Source organism: Pseudomonas bharatica (genome assembly GCF_048586865.1).
In the GTDB taxonomy this organism is placed as follows: domain Bacteria; phylum Pseudomonadota; class Gammaproteobacteria; order Pseudomonadales; family Pseudomonadaceae; genus Aquipseudomonas; species Aquipseudomonas bharatica.
The window spans coordinates 154458-170356 of record NZ_JBMAWR010000011.1; the positions used below are offsets into that span (position 1 = coordinate 154458).

Sequence of the window (15899 nt, forward strand, 5' to 3'; positions counted from 1 at the left end):
CCCCGGAGAATCCCGTGAGCCCCATTGCCCTGTCCCGCCTGCTGATCCTCGCCGCCGTCTGGGGTGCCAGCTTCCTGTTCATGCGCATCATCGCGCCGGTGCTGGGCACGGTGCCGACGGCGTTCTTCCGGGTCACCATCGCCTGCGCCGGCCTGCTGGTGATCCTCGCGCTGATGCGGGTGCGCTGGGACTTCCAGGGCAAGTTCAAGGTCGCCCTGGTGCTGGGCATGATCAACTCGGGGATTCCCGCAACCTTCTATTCGGTGGCCGCGCAGGTGCTGCCCGCCGGTTACTCGGCAATCTTCAACGCCACCACGCCACTGATGGGCGTGCTGATCGGCGCGCTGTTCTTCCATGAAGCGATGACCCTGCCCAAGCTGTCGGGGATCTTCCTCGGCCTGCTCGGCGTGGGGATTCTCAGTGGCGCGGGCCCGGTGGCCTTCGACCTGAAACTGCTCCAGGGTGCCCTCGCCTGCCTCGGCGCGACCACCTGCTACGGCTTTTCCGGCTTTCTCGCCAGGCGCTGGCTGGACCAGCGCGGCGGCCTGGACAGCCGCCTGTCCGCGCTGGGCAGCATGATGGGCGCGAGCCTCCTGCTCACGCCCCTGTTCGCCTGGAGCGTCGCCACCCAGCCACCGGCCAGCTGGGGTGGCTGGCCGGTGTGGCTGTCGCTGCTTGGCCTGGGCCTGCTGTGCACCGCCTTCGCCTACATCCTGTACTTCCGCCTGATCAGCGAGATCGGCCCGGTGAAATCCTCCACCGTGACCTTTCTGATTCCCGTCTTCGGCGTGCTCTGGGGTGCCTGGCTGCTGGACGAACCGCTGTCCAGCGCACACCTCTCCGGCGGACTGCTGATTGGCCTGGCCCTGTGGCTGGTGCTCAAGCCCGCGCGGGCTGGCGGAACACGAACAGCAGGCCGATGACGATCAAGGCCATGCCTAGCAGGCTCAGGGCCGCGAGGCGGTTGCCGAAGATCAGGTAATCCATCACCGCGGTCACCGCTGGCACCAGGTAGAACAGGCTGGTGACATTCACCAGGTTGCCGCGGGCGATCAGCCGGTAGAGCAGCAGGGTCGCCAGCACCGAGACCACCAGGCCCATCCACGCCACCGACAGCAGGAACTGCGGGTTCAACTTCACCTCGAGTGGCTGGAACGGTGCGAACAGCGCGCATATCAGCAGCCCCGCCAGATACTGCAGCGGCAGGGTGCCGAGAGGTTCGCGGGTGATGCGCTTCTGCATGATCGAGCCAGCGGTCATGCTCAGCAGCGCCAGCAAGGCGAAGAGCATCCCCGACCAGGACATACCGCCCAGGCCGATGCCCTGCCAGACCACCAGGACCAGCCCCGTCAGCCCCAGGCACAGGCCGAACAGACGCCCCAAGGAACGCCGGCGCTCCATCAGGACCACGGTCAGGATGGGCTGGACACCCATGACCGTGGCCATGACCCCAGGGGTAACCTTCAGGTCCAGCGCCAGCAGATAGAAGATCTGGTAGGCGCCGAGCAGAATCCCGCCGGTCACCAGGGCCTGGCGGATAGCCGCAGGCTCACGCGGCCAGCGCAGCTTGAGCAGCGGCCCCAGGAGCACCAGGGCGCCCAGGGCGAGAAGGAAGCGAATCAGCAGAAAAGCGAAGGGCGTAGCCTGGGCCAGCCCCAGTTTCGAGACAATCGCGCCACTGCTCCAGAGCAGGACGAACAGGCTCGTGGTGGCCGCCGAGGCCACGGAAGTCTTGTGCAGGAAAGACATGGATTTGCCACCTGTATTCGGGCAAGAAAGCCGATCGGACGAACTGCGAGGGCGCAGCCGGCCGGATTCAGAAACGTTGCGTGTGCAGCGGGCGTCAGCCCACTACCACCACTGCCACGACGGTTCCGACAGGTGGGGACTGGCTGATGGCCGGCTGCAGGAACCCGCGCACGACAACCACCGCGTCGGGCGCGGTAGCGAGTACTGGGGTTACAGGGGAAGCTGGCATGAGCGAGTCTTCGGGTGAGATGTAGAGGCTCAGGACTATAGGCCTGGCACTTTGATAGTGCAAGTCTTGGAAAGCGACGTAAAACCCTGTGGGAGCGGGTTCACCCGCGATTACGGTAGTGAACTCACCGACGCAATCGCGGGTAAACCCGCTCCCACAGGGTCCGTGTCGTCAGAACAACCAGCGGTACAGCAAGTAAGCCACCACCACCGCCAGCACCGGCCGCAGCACACGGTAAGCCTTGGGATTGGCACGCTTGAAGGCTTTCACCCGCGTGCTGATGACATTGCTGAACTTCTTGCTCCAGGCATAGGCCTGGTTGATCCCGCCGACCCGCTCGTCATCGGTGTTCTGCGGTGCGGTGGCACGGCCGAGGAAGGCGCTGACCTTGCGGTTGATCCTGGTCATGAGCGGGCTGCTCAGCGGCCGCTCGACGTCGCAGAACAGGATCACCCGGGTCATGTCGGTTTCGTTCTTGACCCAGTGCACATAGGTTTCGTCGAACATCACGTCCTCGCCGTCGCGCCAGGCGTACGGCTGGCCATCGACGTAGATGCGGCAGTTGTCCGAGTTCGGCGTGGTCAGGCCCAGGTGATAGCGCAGCGAACCGGCGAACGGGTCACGATGCGGGTTGAGGTGGCTGCCGCCCGGCAGCAGGGCGAACATCGCCCCCTTCACGTTGGGAATGCTGTTGACCAGCTCGACGGTCTTCGGGCACAGCAGCTCGGCCGACGGCAGGGCCTTGTCGTACCACTTCAGGTAGAAGCGCTTCCAGCCCTTCTTGAAGAACGAACCGAAGCCGGCGTCGTTGTCCTTCTCGGCGGCGCGGATATAGCCCTCGTCGAACAGGTGCATGGCCTCTTCGCGGATGGTCTGCCAGTTGTTCTTCAGTACATCCAGCTCAGGGAAGCGCTCGCGGTCCAGGTACGGCTTGGACGGCACTCCGGAGAACAGGTACATCAGCGAGTTGTAGGGGGCGAACAGCGCCGAATGGTTGACGAACTGGCGCAGCACCGGCAACCGGGCCTTGCCGCGCAGGTGCACGAACAGGACGCTGCCGAAGAACAGCAGCAGCACGCCTGCCTTGGCGACAAAGGAAAAAGTCATTCAATGCTCCTGGAAGTCTCGTTCAGGCTCAGGGCCGGAAATTGGCCATGATAAACCGAACAGGCCCAGGCAAGAACAACCGGGGCCTGATAGACAGTGTTGGGGATTTTGCAACAAACCCGGCAACAGGGCATTGCCGGGGATCAACAGCGCGACGCGCACCTTGTGGGAGCGGGTTCACCCGCGATCGCGTCGGTGAATCCACTATCGTAATCGCGGGTAAACCCGCTCCCACAAGGTTACGCGGCGCTCTTACTGCTGGTTCTCCTGGTCGGTGAACAAGTCACTGAACAGCATGCTCGACAGGTAGCGCTCGCCCGAGTCCGGCAAGATCACCACGATGGTCTTGCCCTGCATTTCCGGCTTCTCGGCCAGGCGCACGGCGGCAGCCATGGCCGCGCCGCAGGAAATCCCGCACAGAATCCCTTCTTCCTGCATCAGGCGCAGGGCCATGGCCTTGGCCTCGTCGTCGCTGACCTTTTCCACCTGGTCGACGATGGACAGATCGAGGTTCTTCGGCACGAAACCGGCGCCGATGCCCTGGATCTTGTGCGGGCTGGGCTTGATCTCCTCGCCGGCCAGGGCCTGGGAGATGACCGGCGAAGCGATCGGCTCCACGGCAACGGACAGGATGGCCTTGCCCTGGGTGTTCTTGATGTAGCGCGACACCCCGGTAATGGTGCCGCCGGTACCGACGCCCGCCACCAGCACATCCACCGCACCGTCGGTGTCGTTCCAGATTTCCGGACCGGTGGTCTTCTCGTGGATCGCCGGGTTGGCCGGGTTATCGAACTGCGCCGGCATGAAGTATTTCTGCGGATCGCTGGCGAGGATCTCGTTGGCCTTCTCGATGGCGCCCTTCATGCCCTTGGCCGGCTCGGTCAACACCAGTTCGGCGCCCAGCGCCTTGAGCACCTTGCGGCGCTCGATGCTCATCGACGCCGGCATGGTCAGCAGCAGCTTGTAGCCACGGGCGGCGGCGACGAAGGCCAGGCCGATGCCGGTGTTGCCCGAAGTCGGCTCGACGATGGTCATGCCCGGCTTGAGCCGGCCGCTGCTTTCGGCGTCCCAGACCATGTTCGCGCCGATCCGGCATTTGACCGAATAACCCGGGTTGCGCCCTTCGATCTTGGCCAGGATGGTCACCCCGCGCGGGGCGATGCGGTTGATCTGCACCAGCGGCGTGTTGCCGATGGAATGGGCGTTGTCAGCGAAGATACGGCTCATGGCAGGAGGTCCTTTTGGCACCGAGCTAAAAAACCAAGGGTAAGCCTGCCATGGGGGTGCGTCTACCCCGGTCGAACTCCATGCAAGCGAGCGCGGTCAACCTTTCATCCGGGACCTGGAGACTCCGATGAAACGTCGCTATAGCTGGCCCTTGACCACGCTGGCCGGCCTTCTCGTGCTGTTGCTGGCCCTGCACCTGTCGCTGCCCTGGCTGGTGCGCGACTACCTGAACGGCAAGCTTGCCGACATGGGCGATTATCGCGGCCAGATCGCCGACGTTGACCTGGCCTGGTGGCGCGGAGCCTACAAGATCAACGGCCTGACCATCGTCAAGACCACAGGCAAGGTGCCGGTGCCGTTGCTCGATGCACCGGTGATCGACCTGTCGGTGAGCTGGCATTCGTTGTGGTACGACCATGCCGTGGTCGGCGAAGTGACCTTCCTCAACCCCGAACTCAATTTCGTCGACGGCGGCAGCAAGCAGGCCTCGCAGACCGGCCAGGGCACCAACTGGCGGCAACAGCTGGAAAAACTGCTGCCCATCACCCTCAACGAGGTGCTGATCCAGGACGGCACCCTGACCTTCCGCAACTACAACTCCAAACCGGCGGTGGACCTCAAGGCCACCCAGCTCAACGCCAGCATCCACAACCTGACCAATGTGGTGGACAAGCAAGGCCGGCGCGACGCCACCTTCGACGGCAAGGCCCTGCTGGTGGGCGATGCGCCTGTCGAAAGCCAGGCCACCTTCGATCCGCTGAGCAATTTCGAGGATTTCCAGTTCCGCCTGCGGGCCACCGACATCCAGCTGCGCCGCCTCAACGATTTCGCCAGCGCCTATGGCAAGTTCGACTTCAAGGCCGGCCACGGCGACGTGGTGATCGAGGCCCAGGCCGAGAAAGGCCGCCTGACCGGCTATATCAAGCCGCTGCTGCGCGATGTCGAGGTGTTCGACTGGCAACAGGACGTGGAGAACAAGGACAAGAACATTTTCCGCTCGGTCTGGGAAGCACTGGTCGGCGCCACCGAGACGGTGCTGAAGAACCAGCCGAAAAACCAGTTCGCCACCCGGGTCGAACTGTCCGGCAGCGTGCACCAGAGCGATGTCAGCGCCTTCGAAGCCGTGCTGCAGATCCTGCGCAACGGCTTTATTCAGGCCTTCAACGCACGTTACGAGCGTTCCGCGCCCAAGTCTGACTGAGTCACCGAGTGACGGCCCATTCAGAGACTGAATGGGCCGTCTGCGTTCCCACTGTGTAGGGCGGCGGGTATAGTCGCGTATGACATTTTTCTGCCGGATGGATCATTCCCGGCATCCGTATTCATGAGGATGGACAGATGAAGTTCGAAGGCACCAGCGCATACGTCGCCACAGACGACCTGAAACTGGCGGTCAACGCGGCGATCACCCTGGAGCGGCCACTGCTGGTCAAGGGCGAGCCGGGCACCGGCAAGACCATGCTCGCCGAGCAACTGGCCGCCTCCTTCGGTGCCAAATTGATCACCTGGCATATCAAGTCCACCACCAAGGCCCACCAGGGCCTCTATGAGTACGATGCGGTCAGCCGCCTGCGCGACTCGCAACTGGGCGTGGACAAGGTCCACGACGTGCGCAACTACCTGAAGAAGGGCAAGTTGTGGGAAGCCTTCGAATCCGAGGAGCGGGTGATCCTGCTGATCGACGAAATCGACAAGGCCGATATCGAGTTCCCCAACGACCTGTTGCAGGAACTCGACAAGATGGAGTTCTACGTCTACGAGACCGACGAAACCATCAAGGCCAAGCAGCGTCCGATCATCATCATTACCTCGAACAACGAGAAAGAGCTGCCGGACGCCTTCCTGCGCCGTTGCTTCTTCCACTACATCGCCTTCCCCGATCGCGAGACGCTGCAGCAGATCGTCGATGTGCACTACCCGAACATCAAGAAGGACCTGGTCAGCGAAGCGCTGGACGTGTTCTTCGACGTGCGCAAGGTCCCGGGCCTGAAGAAAAAGCCGTCCACCTCCGAACTGGTCGACTGGCTGAAGCTGCTGATGGCCGACAACATCGGCGAGGCCGTGCTGCGCGAGCGCGATCCGACCAAGGCCATCCCGCCGCTGGCGGGTGCCCTGGTGAAGAACGAACAGGACGTGCAACTGCTCGAACGCCTGGCCTTCATGAGCCGCCGCGGCAACCGCTGAGGCCAGGGGGCGAACGCCATGCTGCTCAATCTGTTCAATGAAATGCGCGCCGCCAAGGTGCCGGTGTCGGTGCGCGAACTGCTCGACCTGATCAACGCCTTGCAAAAGCGCGTCACCTTCGCCGACATGGACGAGTTCTACTACTTGTCGCGGGCGATCCTGGTCAAGGATGAACGGCATTTCGACAAGTTCGACCGGGCCTTCTCGGCCTACTTCAAGGGCCTGGAAAACCTCGACCAGCACCTGGAGGCGCTGATTCCGGAGGATTGGCTGCGCAAGGAGTTCGAGCGCCAACTGACCGATGAAGAGCGCGCGCAGATCCAGTCCCTGGGCGGGCTGGACAAGCTGATCGAAGAATTCAAGAAGCGCCTGGAAGAACAGAAGGGACGCCATGCCGGCGGCAACAAGTGGATCGGCACCGGCGGCACCAGCCCGTTCGGCTCGGGCGGTTTCAACCCCGAGGGAATCCGCGTCGGCGAGGCCGGCAAGCGCCAGGGCAAGGCGGTCAAGGTCTGGGACCAGCGCGAGTACAAGAACCTCGACGACCAGGTCGAGCTTGGCACGCGCAATATCAAGCTGGCCCTGCGCCGCTTGCGCAAGTTCGCCCGCCAGGGCGCGGCGGACGAGCTGGACATCGACGGCACCATCGACCACACCGCCCGCGACGCCGGGCTGCTCAACATCCAGATGCGCCCGGAGCGACGCAACAGCGTGAAACTGTTGCTGCTATTCGATATCGGCGGCTCGATGGATGCCCACGTGAAGATCTGCGAGGAACTGTTCTCGGCCTGCAAGACCGAGTTCAAGCACCTCGAGTATTACTACTTCCACAACTTCGTCTACGAATCGGTGTGGAAGAACAACCTGCGCCGCACCTCGGAGCGCACCTCGACCCTGGACCTGCTGCACAAGTACGGCGCCGACTACAAGGTGGTGTTCGTCGGTGACGCGGCCATGGCGCCGTACGAGATCACCCAGCCGGGTGGCAGCGTCGAGCACTGGAACGAAGAGGCCGGGTATGTGTGGATGCAGCGTTTCATGGAGAAATTCAAGAAGCTTATCTGGATCAACCCGTATCCGAAGGACACCTGGAACTACACGGCCTCGACCAACATCGTCCGCGAATTGATCGAGGACCGCATGTATCCGCTGACCTTGCGCGGGTTGGAGGAAGGTATGAGGTTCCTCTCCAAGTAGGAGGGTGTTCTTGAGGGCCTCATCGCTGGCAAGCCAGCTCCCACAGGGATCGCTGAACCTGTGGGAGCTTGCCAGCGATGAGGCCCTATCAGCCAGCAAACCTCTTGAGCCAGGCCTGCATTTCAGCCCAGGCCAATTCCTGCACCACCGCCCTGACCCTCACCCGCTCCCCGGGCAAGCACTGCGCCAGCCGCGCCAGCGCCAACGGCGTCAACGCCCCCAACCGCGGATACCCGCCAATCGTCTGCCGGTCGTTGAGCAACACGATCGGCTGCCCGTCCGGCGGCACCTGCACCGCGCCCAGCGGGATGCCCTCGGAGATCATCGGCCTGCCCTGATAGCGCAAGGCCGGCCCGAGCAAGCGAATGCCCATGCGATCGCCGCGACTGTCCAGTTGCCACGGGCTGTTGAACGCATCGAACAGGCTTTGCCCGCTGAATTCGCCCAATTGCGCGCCCATCACCAGGTCCAGGCACGCCTCGCCTTCCAGTGGCGGACGCAGCAACTCGGGCACGCCCCCCCGCCCCGCCGCCGCCCCTGCAAAGCGCAACTCATCGCCCTTGACCAAGGCACGACCTGTGCCATCCGGCCCACCCAGTTGCTCGCGAACCACGGTTGCGCAACTGCCCAGCACCCGGGGCGCATCGAAACCACCCGGCGCCGCCAAATAGGCCCGGGCACCGAGCAACGGCTGGCTGAACTGCAAGCGCTGCCCCTTGCGCAATGCAAAGCTGCGCCACGGTTTCAGCGGCTCGCCGTCGATCCGCGCGTCCAGGTCCGCGCCGGCCAGGGCCAGAACACAATCCGCCTCGGCCTCCACGGCAAAACCGCCCAGGGTGATTTCCACCACTGCCGCTTGCGCCGGGTTATCCAGCAGCCAGTTGGCCCAGCGCGCCGACACCCAGTCCAGCGCGCCGCCCTGCGTCACGCCAAGATGACGTACACCGAAACGGCCCTGGTCCTGAAGCTGACACAGGGGCGTGCTGGCCTCGATCCGCAGGTGGTTCATGGTTGTTCCTCCAGCGGCGAGTCGTCACCTCCCAGCCTGATGAATTCATCCCGCCCGATAGCCACGAAACGTACCCGGTCGCCCGGCTGCAACAGGCTGTAGCCATCACGGTCACGGTCGAACAGCGCAGCGGGCGTACGCCCGATCAGGTTCCAGCCCCCCGGCGACAAGGCCGGATAGGCCGCCGTCTGCCGCTCGGCAATCCCCACGCTGCCCGCCGCTACGCGCTTGCGCGGCGTCGCCAGGCGGGGCGAGGCCAGGGATTCCTCTACCAACCCCATGAAGGCGAAACCGGGTGCGAAACCAAGGGCAAACACCTGGTATTCGCGCCCGGTATGCCGCCGGACGATCTCGCTTTGCGCAACGCCACAACGCGCCGCCAGCACCTTGAGTTCCGGGCCGACACTGGCGTCGTACCACACCGGAATGTCCATGCGCCGCCCTGCCCCGCCACTGTCCGGCTGCAGATCGCGCAACGCTTCGCCGATCAGGCTGCGCGCCTCGCCAGGCGAGCAATCGAACTGGATCATCAGCGTGGTGTAGGACGGCACCAGTTCCACCAGGCGCTTGCCGAACACCTGCCGCAGGCGCCGGCTGGCCGCCAGCATCCAGGGCATGTGGGCTTCGTCGATGGACTCGAACAGGCGCAGCATCAGGCAGTCGATGGCGACCGCTTCGATCCTTGGCTTCATGGCGTCTTCAGGGCATCCAGGGCCTGGCGGATCTGGCGCACGGCGGCCAGCGAGCTTTGGTTGTCGCCATGCACGCAAACGGTCTGGGCGTGCAGCGTCACGGCGCTGCCGTCGATGGCGGTGAGCGGTTCGCCACGAGCCAGGCGCAGGGCCTGCTCGACGATCAGTGCCGGGTCGTGATGCACCGCCCCCGGCAGGCGGCGGGAAACCAGATGGCCGTCAGCGTCGTAGGCTCTGTCGGCGAAGGCCTCGAACCACAGCGGCACACCGATTTCAGCGCCCAGGGCCCGGGCAACGGTATCGTCGGCCGTGGCCATCAGCATCAGCGGCAACGGCGGGTCATAGGCGGCCACGGCTTCGAGCACGGCGCGCAGCTTGCGGTGGTCGGCCATCATGTCGTTGTACAGCGCACCATGGGGTTTGACATAGGACAAGTGCGTGCGCTGGACCCGGCAGATGCCGTCCAGCGCGCCGATCTGGTAGTGCAGCAGGTCGCGGATTTCCTCGTTGCTACAGGCCATGGAGCGGCGGCCGAAACCGGCCAGGTCCTGGTAGGACGGGTGGGCGCCGATCCGCACCTGGTGCTGCACCGCCAGGGCGACGGTCTGGCGCATGATCCCGGGATCGCCGGCATGGAAGCCGCAGGCGATATTGGCGCAATCGACGAAGGGCATGACCTCGGCGTCCAGACCCATGGTCCAGTTGCCGAAGCTCTCGCCCATATCGCAGTTCAATAGCAGACGGCTCATGGCGGGCTCCGTTGAAGAGATGAAGTTAACGCCAGCTTGGCTGTACGGCCTTGCGCCGGCCACCCATGATCACCCAGCCGATCAGCAGCAGAATGCTCTCCACCACCAAGGCGAAGATCAGCGCACAGCCCACGCCCCAGGCCGCGGCCTCGGGCGTGAGCAGAATCTGGTAGCTGTAGCCCTTGAAGGTTTCCTCGCGGATCGCCGGGTCGGGCTGGGTCAGCACATGCCAGGTGCGACTGGCCCAGCCGGCCTGCAACGCCTGCCATTCGCTTTCCAACATGCGGTTGCGGGCGACCAGGCTGTCGATGCTCTCGGCATCGCTCTGGAACACCGGGTCGTCACTGGCGCGGTAATGCCGCACCAGGGCCTGGAGATCCCCGTTGAAGAAACGCTGGGCGGTCTGCTGGAAGCCCTTCAGGCCCTCGCGGGACTCCAGCAGGTGGGCTTGCACGCGCTGGCTGTAGTCATTGACCAGGCCGGGCACCTGGACGCCCAGCAACAGACCACAGGTGAACAGGATCAACCGCAGGTAGCTTCTCAGCATTTGGCTCGTCCTTAGCGGGTCTGGCCCTTGGCGATGCATTCGCCCTTGCGCCACAGGCCCCATTGGCCGGGCTCGTAGCGGTTCCAGGTTTCGTTTTCGGTCAGCGCTTCGGTGGTGATGACCGTGACCACATCGTTGGGCGTGGTTTCGGCATGGAAGTCGACGATCATGTCCACGTCCTTGAGCCGCGCCGGGCCGAATGGCGCACGCCGGGTGATGTGCACCAGCTTGGTCGAACAGAAGCAGAACAGCCAGTCGCCATCGCTCAGCAGGCAGTTGAACACGCCCTTGCCACGGTATTCGGCACAGGCCTGCTCCAGCACCGGCAGCAGTTGCTCGACGTCCACCGGCTCGGGAAAGGCTTCACGGATGCGGTTGAGCAGGTCGCAGAAGGCCGCTTCGCTGTCGGTGTCGCCGATCGGCCGGTAGAAGCTGGTCAGGCCATTGAAATCGGCGAGTTGGCCGTTGTGCGCGAAGCACCAGTTGCGCCCCCAGAGTTCGCGGACGAAGGGGTGGGTGTTGGACAGGCAGACCTTGCCGACGTTGGCCTGGCGGATATGGCCGATCACCACTTCGCTCTTGATCGGATAGCGCTGCACCAGGCTGGCGACTTCCGATTCGCAGCTTGCCGCCGGGTCCTGGAATACCCGCAGGCCGCGGCCTTCATAAAAACCGATGCCCCAGCCGTCACGGTGGGGGCCGGTACGGCCACCACGCTGCATCAGGCCGGTGAAGCTGAAAACGATGTCGGTGGGGACGTTGGCGCTCATGCCCAGGAGTTCACACATGCTCGGGCCTCCAGTTACAGACGTGGTTCGAGACGCTGGCGCGCCCCGCCCAACGGCGCCTCGGGTGGCTCGTCGCGATAGCGCGCACGGCTATCGGCGGGCTCGGCCAGGATTTCCTCGGCCTCGCGCTTCTTCGCAGCTTCAACACGTTCGCGGCGCGCCCGGGCGCGAGCCTCCAGGGGCATGCGGATGGCGACGAAGATCAGGTACAGGGCGAAGGCGATCATGCCGTACATCGCCAGGTCGGCGGCAGCGCGCCAGACGTTGTTGCCGACCTTGAAGGCCAGGTCCAGGGCGCTGATGGCGATGGCCGGGGCGAAGATGTCCTTGGCCGGATCGACGATGGTCGGGGTGAACAGCAGCACGGCCAGCAACACCCGCAGCGGCTCGCGCAGCCAGCGCCACATCCAGCCGGTCAGGCGAAAGCCCACCCACAGGCAACCCAGGGCGGCCAGGGCATACAGGCCCCAGGCGAACAGATAGTCGTTTTCGGTCATGGCGTCCGTGGTAGGTAGGCAAACAGGCGCTTATGATAGCGATTTTTCCGCGCGCAGGCGCCCCCCAGCCAAGGAACCGCATATGTCCTCTTCCGCCCGAGCCCTGTCCGCCCCGATCGCCCGCCGGGGCGAAGGCGCGGATCCCTATGCCTGGCTGCAGGAACGCGACGCTCCCGAGGTGATGGCCTACCTGGAGGCGGAGAACGCTTTCCAGGAGGCGCAACTGGCCGGCCACGCCGGGTTGCGCGAAACCTTGTTCGAGGAAATCAAGGGCCGCATCCTCGAAACCGACCTGTCCCTGCCCTCGCCCTGGGGCCCGTATCTGTACTACACCCGCACCACCGCCGGCGACGAATACGCCCGACACTATCGCTGCCCGCGCCCGGCCGATGATTCCAACACGGTGGACGAAAGCCGCGAGGAACTGCTGCTCGACCCCAACGCACTGGCTGCCGGCGGCTTCCTCAGCCTGGGCGCCTTCAATGTCAGCCCGGACCACCAGCGCCTGGCCTACAGCCTGGATACCAGCGGCGACGAGATCTACACCCTGTACGTCAAGGAGCTGGCCAGCGGCGCGATCAGCGAACTGCCGTTCGACGACTGCGACGGCAGCATGACCTGGGCCAACGACAGCCAGACCCTGTTCTTCACCGAGCTGGACGACACCCACCGGCCCTTCCGCCTGCACCGCCACCGCCTCGGCAGCGCCAAGGCCGAGCCGGTCTTCGAGGAACACGACGGGCGCTTCTTCCTGCACTGCTACCGCTCGAGCTCCGAGCGCCAGTTGCTGCTGTCGCTCAACAGCAAGACCACCAGCGAAGCCTGGGTACTGGATGCCGACACCCCGGACGGCACGTTCGCCTGCCTGGCGCCACGGGTCGAAGGCCATGAATACGACGCCGACCACGGCAAGCTCGACGGTGAGTGGCGCTGGTTCGTGCGCAGCAACCAGGACGGCATCAACTTCGCCCTCTATCACGCTCCCGGTGACCGCGTGCCCACCCGCGAGCTGTGGCAGGTACTGGTGCCCCACAGCGACACGGTGATGATCGAGGGCCTGACCCTCAATGCCGGCGCCCTGACCCTGAGCCTGCGCGAGGGCGGCCTGCCGATCATCGAAGTGCGTCCCTGCGGGCTGCCGGCCTACCGGGTGCAACTGCCGGACGCTGCCTACAGCCTGTACGTACAGGACAGCCTGGAGTTCACCAGCACGCGCATTCGCCTGCGCTACGAAGCCCTGAACCGCCCGGCCCAGGTGCGCCAGCTGGACCTGGCCACTGGCGAGCAGGTGGTGCTCAAGCAAACGCCGGTGCTTGGCGAGTTCGATGCCGACGCCTATGTCAGCCAGCGTCTCTGGGCACAGGCCAGCGACGGCACGCGGGTGCCGATCAGCCTGGTCCAGCGTCGCAGCGACCTTGGCCAGCCGGTGCCGCTCTACCTGTACGGCTACGGCGCCTACGGCGAAAGCCTCGATCCGTGGTTCTCCCATGCCCGCCTGAGCCTGCTGGACCGCGGCGTGGCCTTTGCCATCGCCCACGTGCGTGGCGGCGGCGAGCTGGGCGAAGCCTGGTACCGCGCCGGCAAGCAGGAACACAAGGCCAACACCTTCAGCGACTTCATCGCCTGCGCCGAACACCTGATCGCGTCCGGCATCACCCGCGCCAGGCAGCTGGCGATCAGCGGCGGCAGCGCCGGCGGCCTGTTGATCGGCGCGGTGCTCAACCTGCGTCCCGAGCTGTTCAAGGTGGCGATTGCCGAGGTGCCGTTCGTCGATGTACTCAACACCATGCTCGACCCGGACCTGCCGCTGACCGTCACCGAATACGACGAATGGGGCAACCCCCAGGAGCCGGAGGTCTACGAGCGGATCAAGGCCTACGCGCCTTACGAAAACCTGAAGGCCCAGGCCTACCCGTCGCTGCTGGTGATCGCTGGCTATAACGACAGCCGCGTGCAGTACTGGGAAGCGGCCAAGTGGGTGGCGAAGCTGCGGGTCACCAAGACCGACGGCAATCCGCTGCTGCTCAAGACCGAGCTGGGCGCCGGCCATGGCGGCATGAGCGGCCGCTACCAGGGCCTGCGCGACGTGGCCTTGGAGTACGCCTTCGTGCTGAACGAGCTGGGTGTGGCGAGCGCCTAGTCCTTGGTCTTGTCCATGGTCTTGTCCGGCGTCGGCATCAGCCCCGGCAGCGGTTGATCCTTGGGCGGCGATGGCAATGGCATGGGCGGCAGCAAGGGGCCGCCCGGCCTGCCGTCGCCGGCCTTCGGTGGCATCGATGGGGTGATCTGCGGATAGGGCGTGGGCGTCGCGGTACCCGGCGCCCCGGGCACCGGCGCGATCACGCGCGGTTGCAGGTCGTCGGCTTGGGCGGTAGCCAGGCTGGCGACGCAATACAGCAGGATGCTCGTCAGACGCATGCAGGGCTCCTGGTCGAGGTCATGCCATACAGACTACTCCGCCATGTAGCGGATTGCCTGCCCAGGAAGCGGTACTGGCGCTAAACTGACGGCGAAACCGTGCCAACCCAAGCCTGAACAGGTAAGAACATGACTGACGCCTCCTCCGCCGCTGCCACCGCGCGGCTCGACCGCATCCTCGCCGACGCCAAGCGCGACGACGAACGGGGCTACCGGCAGAAAGCCCTGCGCATGTACCCGCATGTCTGCGGCCGCTGTGCCCGGGAGTTCTCCGGCAAGCGCTTGAGCGAACTGACCGTGCATCACCGCGACCATAACCACGACAACAATCCCCAGGACGGCTCCAACTGGGAACTGCTGTGCCTGTACTGCCACGACAACGAGCACTCGCGCTATACCGACCAGCAGTACTTCAGCGAAGGCTCGCTGAGCACGCCATCCATCGCCAAGGCCACGCACAACCCCTTCGCCGCCCTCGCCGGAATGCTCAACAAGAAGGACTGAAGTCGCAGCACGCCGCGCCGAGCCCGTATAATCGCGTCTTTTTTGCGAAGGGCCCGGCACGTGGCGAACAAAAGGTACAGCTGCATCGGCCTGTACAACCCCAAATCCCCTGAAAACGTCGGTTCGGTGATGCGCGCCGCCGGCTGCTATGGCGTGAACTCGGTGTTCTACACCGGCAAGCGCTACGAACGCGCTCGCGACTTCGTCACCGACACCAAGCGGGTTCACTACGACATCCCGCTGATCGGCATCGACGACCTGCAGAAGATCATTCCCCTGGGCTGTACCCCGGTGGCCGTGGAACTGGTGGACGGCGCTCGGCCCCTGCCGGAATACACCCATCCGGACCGTGCCATCTACATCTTCGGCCCCGAGGACGGCAGCCTGGACGACGAGGTCCGCGCCTGGTGCGAGGAGACCATCTACATCCCGACCAACGGTTGCATGAACCTGGCCGCCACGGTCAACGTCGTGCTTTACGACCGCATGGCCAAAGGGCTGAACACCCGCTCCGGGCCGCGCTTCAAGTAAGCGATTGAACGCCGGGCGCAAGCCGGCGGTCTGCTGACTATCACGTCACTCAAGAGGAGAAGCGCTCATGCGCCAGAAGCCAGAGATTCCGGCAACGCCCTTTCAGAGCAAACCCGAGCACAACGTCCAGGGCTGGGAGCGAGCGGGCTCGGTATTCACCGGGGTAGTGATGCTGGGCAAGGGCCTGCGTCGTGGCGGTCTGTTCGGGCTGGTCCAGATGGCCATTGGCGGCGCCGTACTGGCCCGCGGGGTCACCGGGCATTGTTCGGCGAAAAGCCTGCTGGAGAAGGGACGCCAGGACCTGGACGGGATCCGGGCGAAGATCGAGCGCACGGGAAGCGAGCTGAAGTCGTTGAAGGATGCGGCGGAGGCGGCGACCAAGAGTGCCACCGTGACCGGGAACGATTCGCTGGTCAGTCCAAAACCCTGAGATTCTAGGGCCTCATCGCGGGTGAACCCGCTCCCACAGGT

At 64.7% G+C, this 15899-nt stretch carries 18 protein-coding genes; 8 read left to right on the forward strand and 10 right to left on the reverse strand.

The genetic code is table 11. The annotated features are described in order from the left end of the window. The first annotated feature begins 14 nt into the window (after nt 1-14). Entirely contained in the window at nt 15-923 is a 909-nt protein-coding gene (locus ACKLLE_RS14910) for a DMT family transporter (protein WP_420058379.1), read from the forward strand. On the opposite strand, the gene ACKLLE_RS14915 is transcribed toward ACKLLE_RS14910, so the two are convergent. The 3 genes from ACKLLE_RS14915 to cysK form a co-directional block, all read right to left on the reverse strand. Beyond that, entirely contained in the window at nt 880-1749 is an 870-nt protein-coding gene (locus tag ACKLLE_RS14915) for a DMT family transporter (RefSeq protein WP_420058380.1), read from the reverse strand. The genes ACKLLE_RS14910 and ACKLLE_RS14915 overlap by 44 nt on opposite strands. A gap of 400 nt (nt 1750-2149) precedes the next feature. After that, nucleotides 2150-3085, reverse strand: a complete 936-nt coding sequence (locus ACKLLE_RS14920; protein ID WP_064301907.1) for an aspartyl/asparaginyl beta-hydroxylase domain-containing protein — start codon at nt 3083-3085, stop codon at nt 2150-2152. Nucleotides 3086-3337: 252 nt separating this feature from the next. Beyond that, nucleotides 3338-4312 carry a cysteine synthase A gene (cysK, locus tag ACKLLE_RS14925; RefSeq protein WP_064301906.1) on the reverse strand — a complete coding sequence of 325 codons (975 nt, stop codon included), beginning with the start codon at nt 4310-4312 and terminating at the stop codon, nt 3338-3340. Nucleotides 4313-4439: 127 nt separating this feature from the next. Here cysK and ACKLLE_RS14930 point away from each other — a divergent pair, with 127 nt between their 5' ends. The 3 genes from ACKLLE_RS14930 (at nt 4440) to ACKLLE_RS14940 (ending at nt 7693) form a co-directional block, all read left to right on the forward strand. After that, nucleotides 4440-5513 (forward strand): DUF748 domain-containing protein, encoded by a 1074-nt coding sequence (locus ACKLLE_RS14930; RefSeq protein ID WP_064301905.1) that lies wholly within the window; start codon nt 4440-4442, stop codon nt 5511-5513. Between the two features lie 137 nt (nt 5514-5650). Next, a complete protein-coding gene (locus ACKLLE_RS14935; RefSeq protein WP_009399561.1) occupies nt 5651-6496 on the forward strand; it encodes an AAA family ATPase in 846 nt (281 codons plus the stop codon). 18 nt (nt 6497-6514) lie between these two features. Beyond that, nucleotides 6515-7693: a vWA domain-containing protein gene (locus tag ACKLLE_RS14940; protein ID WP_009399562.1), complete on the forward strand. Its 1179-nt coding sequence runs from the start codon at nt 6515-6517 to the stop codon at nt 7691-7693. Between the two features lie 88 nt (nt 7694-7781). Here ACKLLE_RS14940 and ACKLLE_RS14945 read toward each other — a convergent pair whose 3' ends face one another. The 6 genes from ACKLLE_RS14945 to ACKLLE_RS14970 are packed head-to-tail and all read right to left on the reverse strand — an operon-like array spanning nt 7782 to nt 11975. Beyond that, entirely contained in the window at nt 7782-8702 is a 921-nt protein-coding gene (locus ACKLLE_RS14945) for a 5-oxoprolinase subunit C family protein (protein WP_420058381.1), read from the reverse strand. Further along, complete coding sequence (gene pxpB / locus ACKLLE_RS14950; RefSeq protein ID WP_420058382.1) at nt 8699-9394, reverse strand: 5-oxoprolinase subunit PxpB; 696 nt, start codon at nt 9392-9394, stop codon at nt 8699-8701. The genes ACKLLE_RS14945 and pxpB overlap by 4 nt, the downstream gene beginning before the upstream one ends. After that, nucleotides 9391-10143: a 5-oxoprolinase subunit PxpA gene (locus ACKLLE_RS14955; RefSeq protein ID WP_420058383.1), complete on the reverse strand. Its 753-nt coding sequence runs from the start codon at nt 10141-10143 to the stop codon at nt 9391-9393. The genes pxpB and ACKLLE_RS14955 overlap by 4 nt, the downstream gene beginning before the upstream one ends. A gap of 25 nt (nt 10144-10168) precedes the next feature. Further along, nucleotides 10169-10690, reverse strand: a complete 522-nt coding sequence (locus tag ACKLLE_RS14960) for a DUF2937 family protein (RefSeq protein ID WP_064301902.1) — start codon at nt 10688-10690, stop codon at nt 10169-10171. A gap of 11 nt (nt 10691-10701) precedes the next feature. Then, the gene (locus ACKLLE_RS14965) at nt 10702-11478 is read right to left on the reverse strand and encodes a class II glutamine amidotransferase (RefSeq protein ID WP_009399567.1); all 777 of its coding nucleotides are present in this window, start codon (nt 11476-11478) and stop codon (nt 10702-10704) included. Between the two features lie 14 nt (nt 11479-11492). After that, nucleotides 11493-11975 carry a hypothetical protein gene (locus ACKLLE_RS14970; protein WP_064301901.1) on the reverse strand — a complete coding sequence of 161 codons (483 nt, stop codon included), beginning with the start codon at nt 11973-11975 and terminating at the stop codon, nt 11493-11495. An 82-nt stretch (nt 11976-12057) separates the two neighbouring features. On the opposite strand from ACKLLE_RS14970, the gene ACKLLE_RS14975 reads away from it, so the two are divergent. Continuing rightward, nucleotides 12058-14115 (forward strand): S9 family peptidase, encoded by a 2058-nt coding sequence (locus tag ACKLLE_RS14975; RefSeq protein ID WP_420058384.1) that lies wholly within the window; start codon nt 12058-12060, stop codon nt 14113-14115. On the opposite strand, the gene ACKLLE_RS14980 is transcribed toward ACKLLE_RS14975, so the two are convergent. After that, on the reverse strand, nt 14112-14393 hold the full coding sequence (locus tag ACKLLE_RS14980) for a hypothetical protein (protein ID WP_009399570.1): 282 nt from the start codon (nt 14391-14393) through the stop codon (nt 14112-14114). The two genes, ACKLLE_RS14975 and ACKLLE_RS14980, sit on opposite strands and share 4 nt — an antisense overlap. A 129-nt stretch (nt 14394-14522) precedes the next feature. Between ACKLLE_RS14980 and ACKLLE_RS14985 the strand changes: the two genes are divergently transcribed. The 3 genes from ACKLLE_RS14985 (at nt 14523) to ACKLLE_RS14995 (ending at nt 15858) form a co-directional block, all read left to right on the forward strand. Next, nucleotides 14523-14897: a YajD family HNH nuclease gene (locus tag ACKLLE_RS14985; RefSeq protein WP_009399571.1), complete on the forward strand. Its 375-nt coding sequence runs from the start codon at nt 14523-14525 to the stop codon at nt 14895-14897. A 60-nt stretch (nt 14898-14957) separates the two neighbouring features. Beyond that, nucleotides 14958-15428, forward strand: a complete 471-nt coding sequence (locus tag ACKLLE_RS14990) for an RNA methyltransferase (protein ID WP_064301899.1) — start codon at nt 14958-14960, stop codon at nt 15426-15428. A gap of 67 nt (nt 15429-15495) precedes the next feature. After that, on the forward strand, nt 15496-15858 hold the full coding sequence (locus ACKLLE_RS14995; RefSeq protein WP_009399573.1) for a YgaP family membrane protein: 363 nt from the start codon (nt 15496-15498) through the stop codon (nt 15856-15858). The last annotated feature ends 41 nt before the right edge of the window (nt 15859-15899 follow it).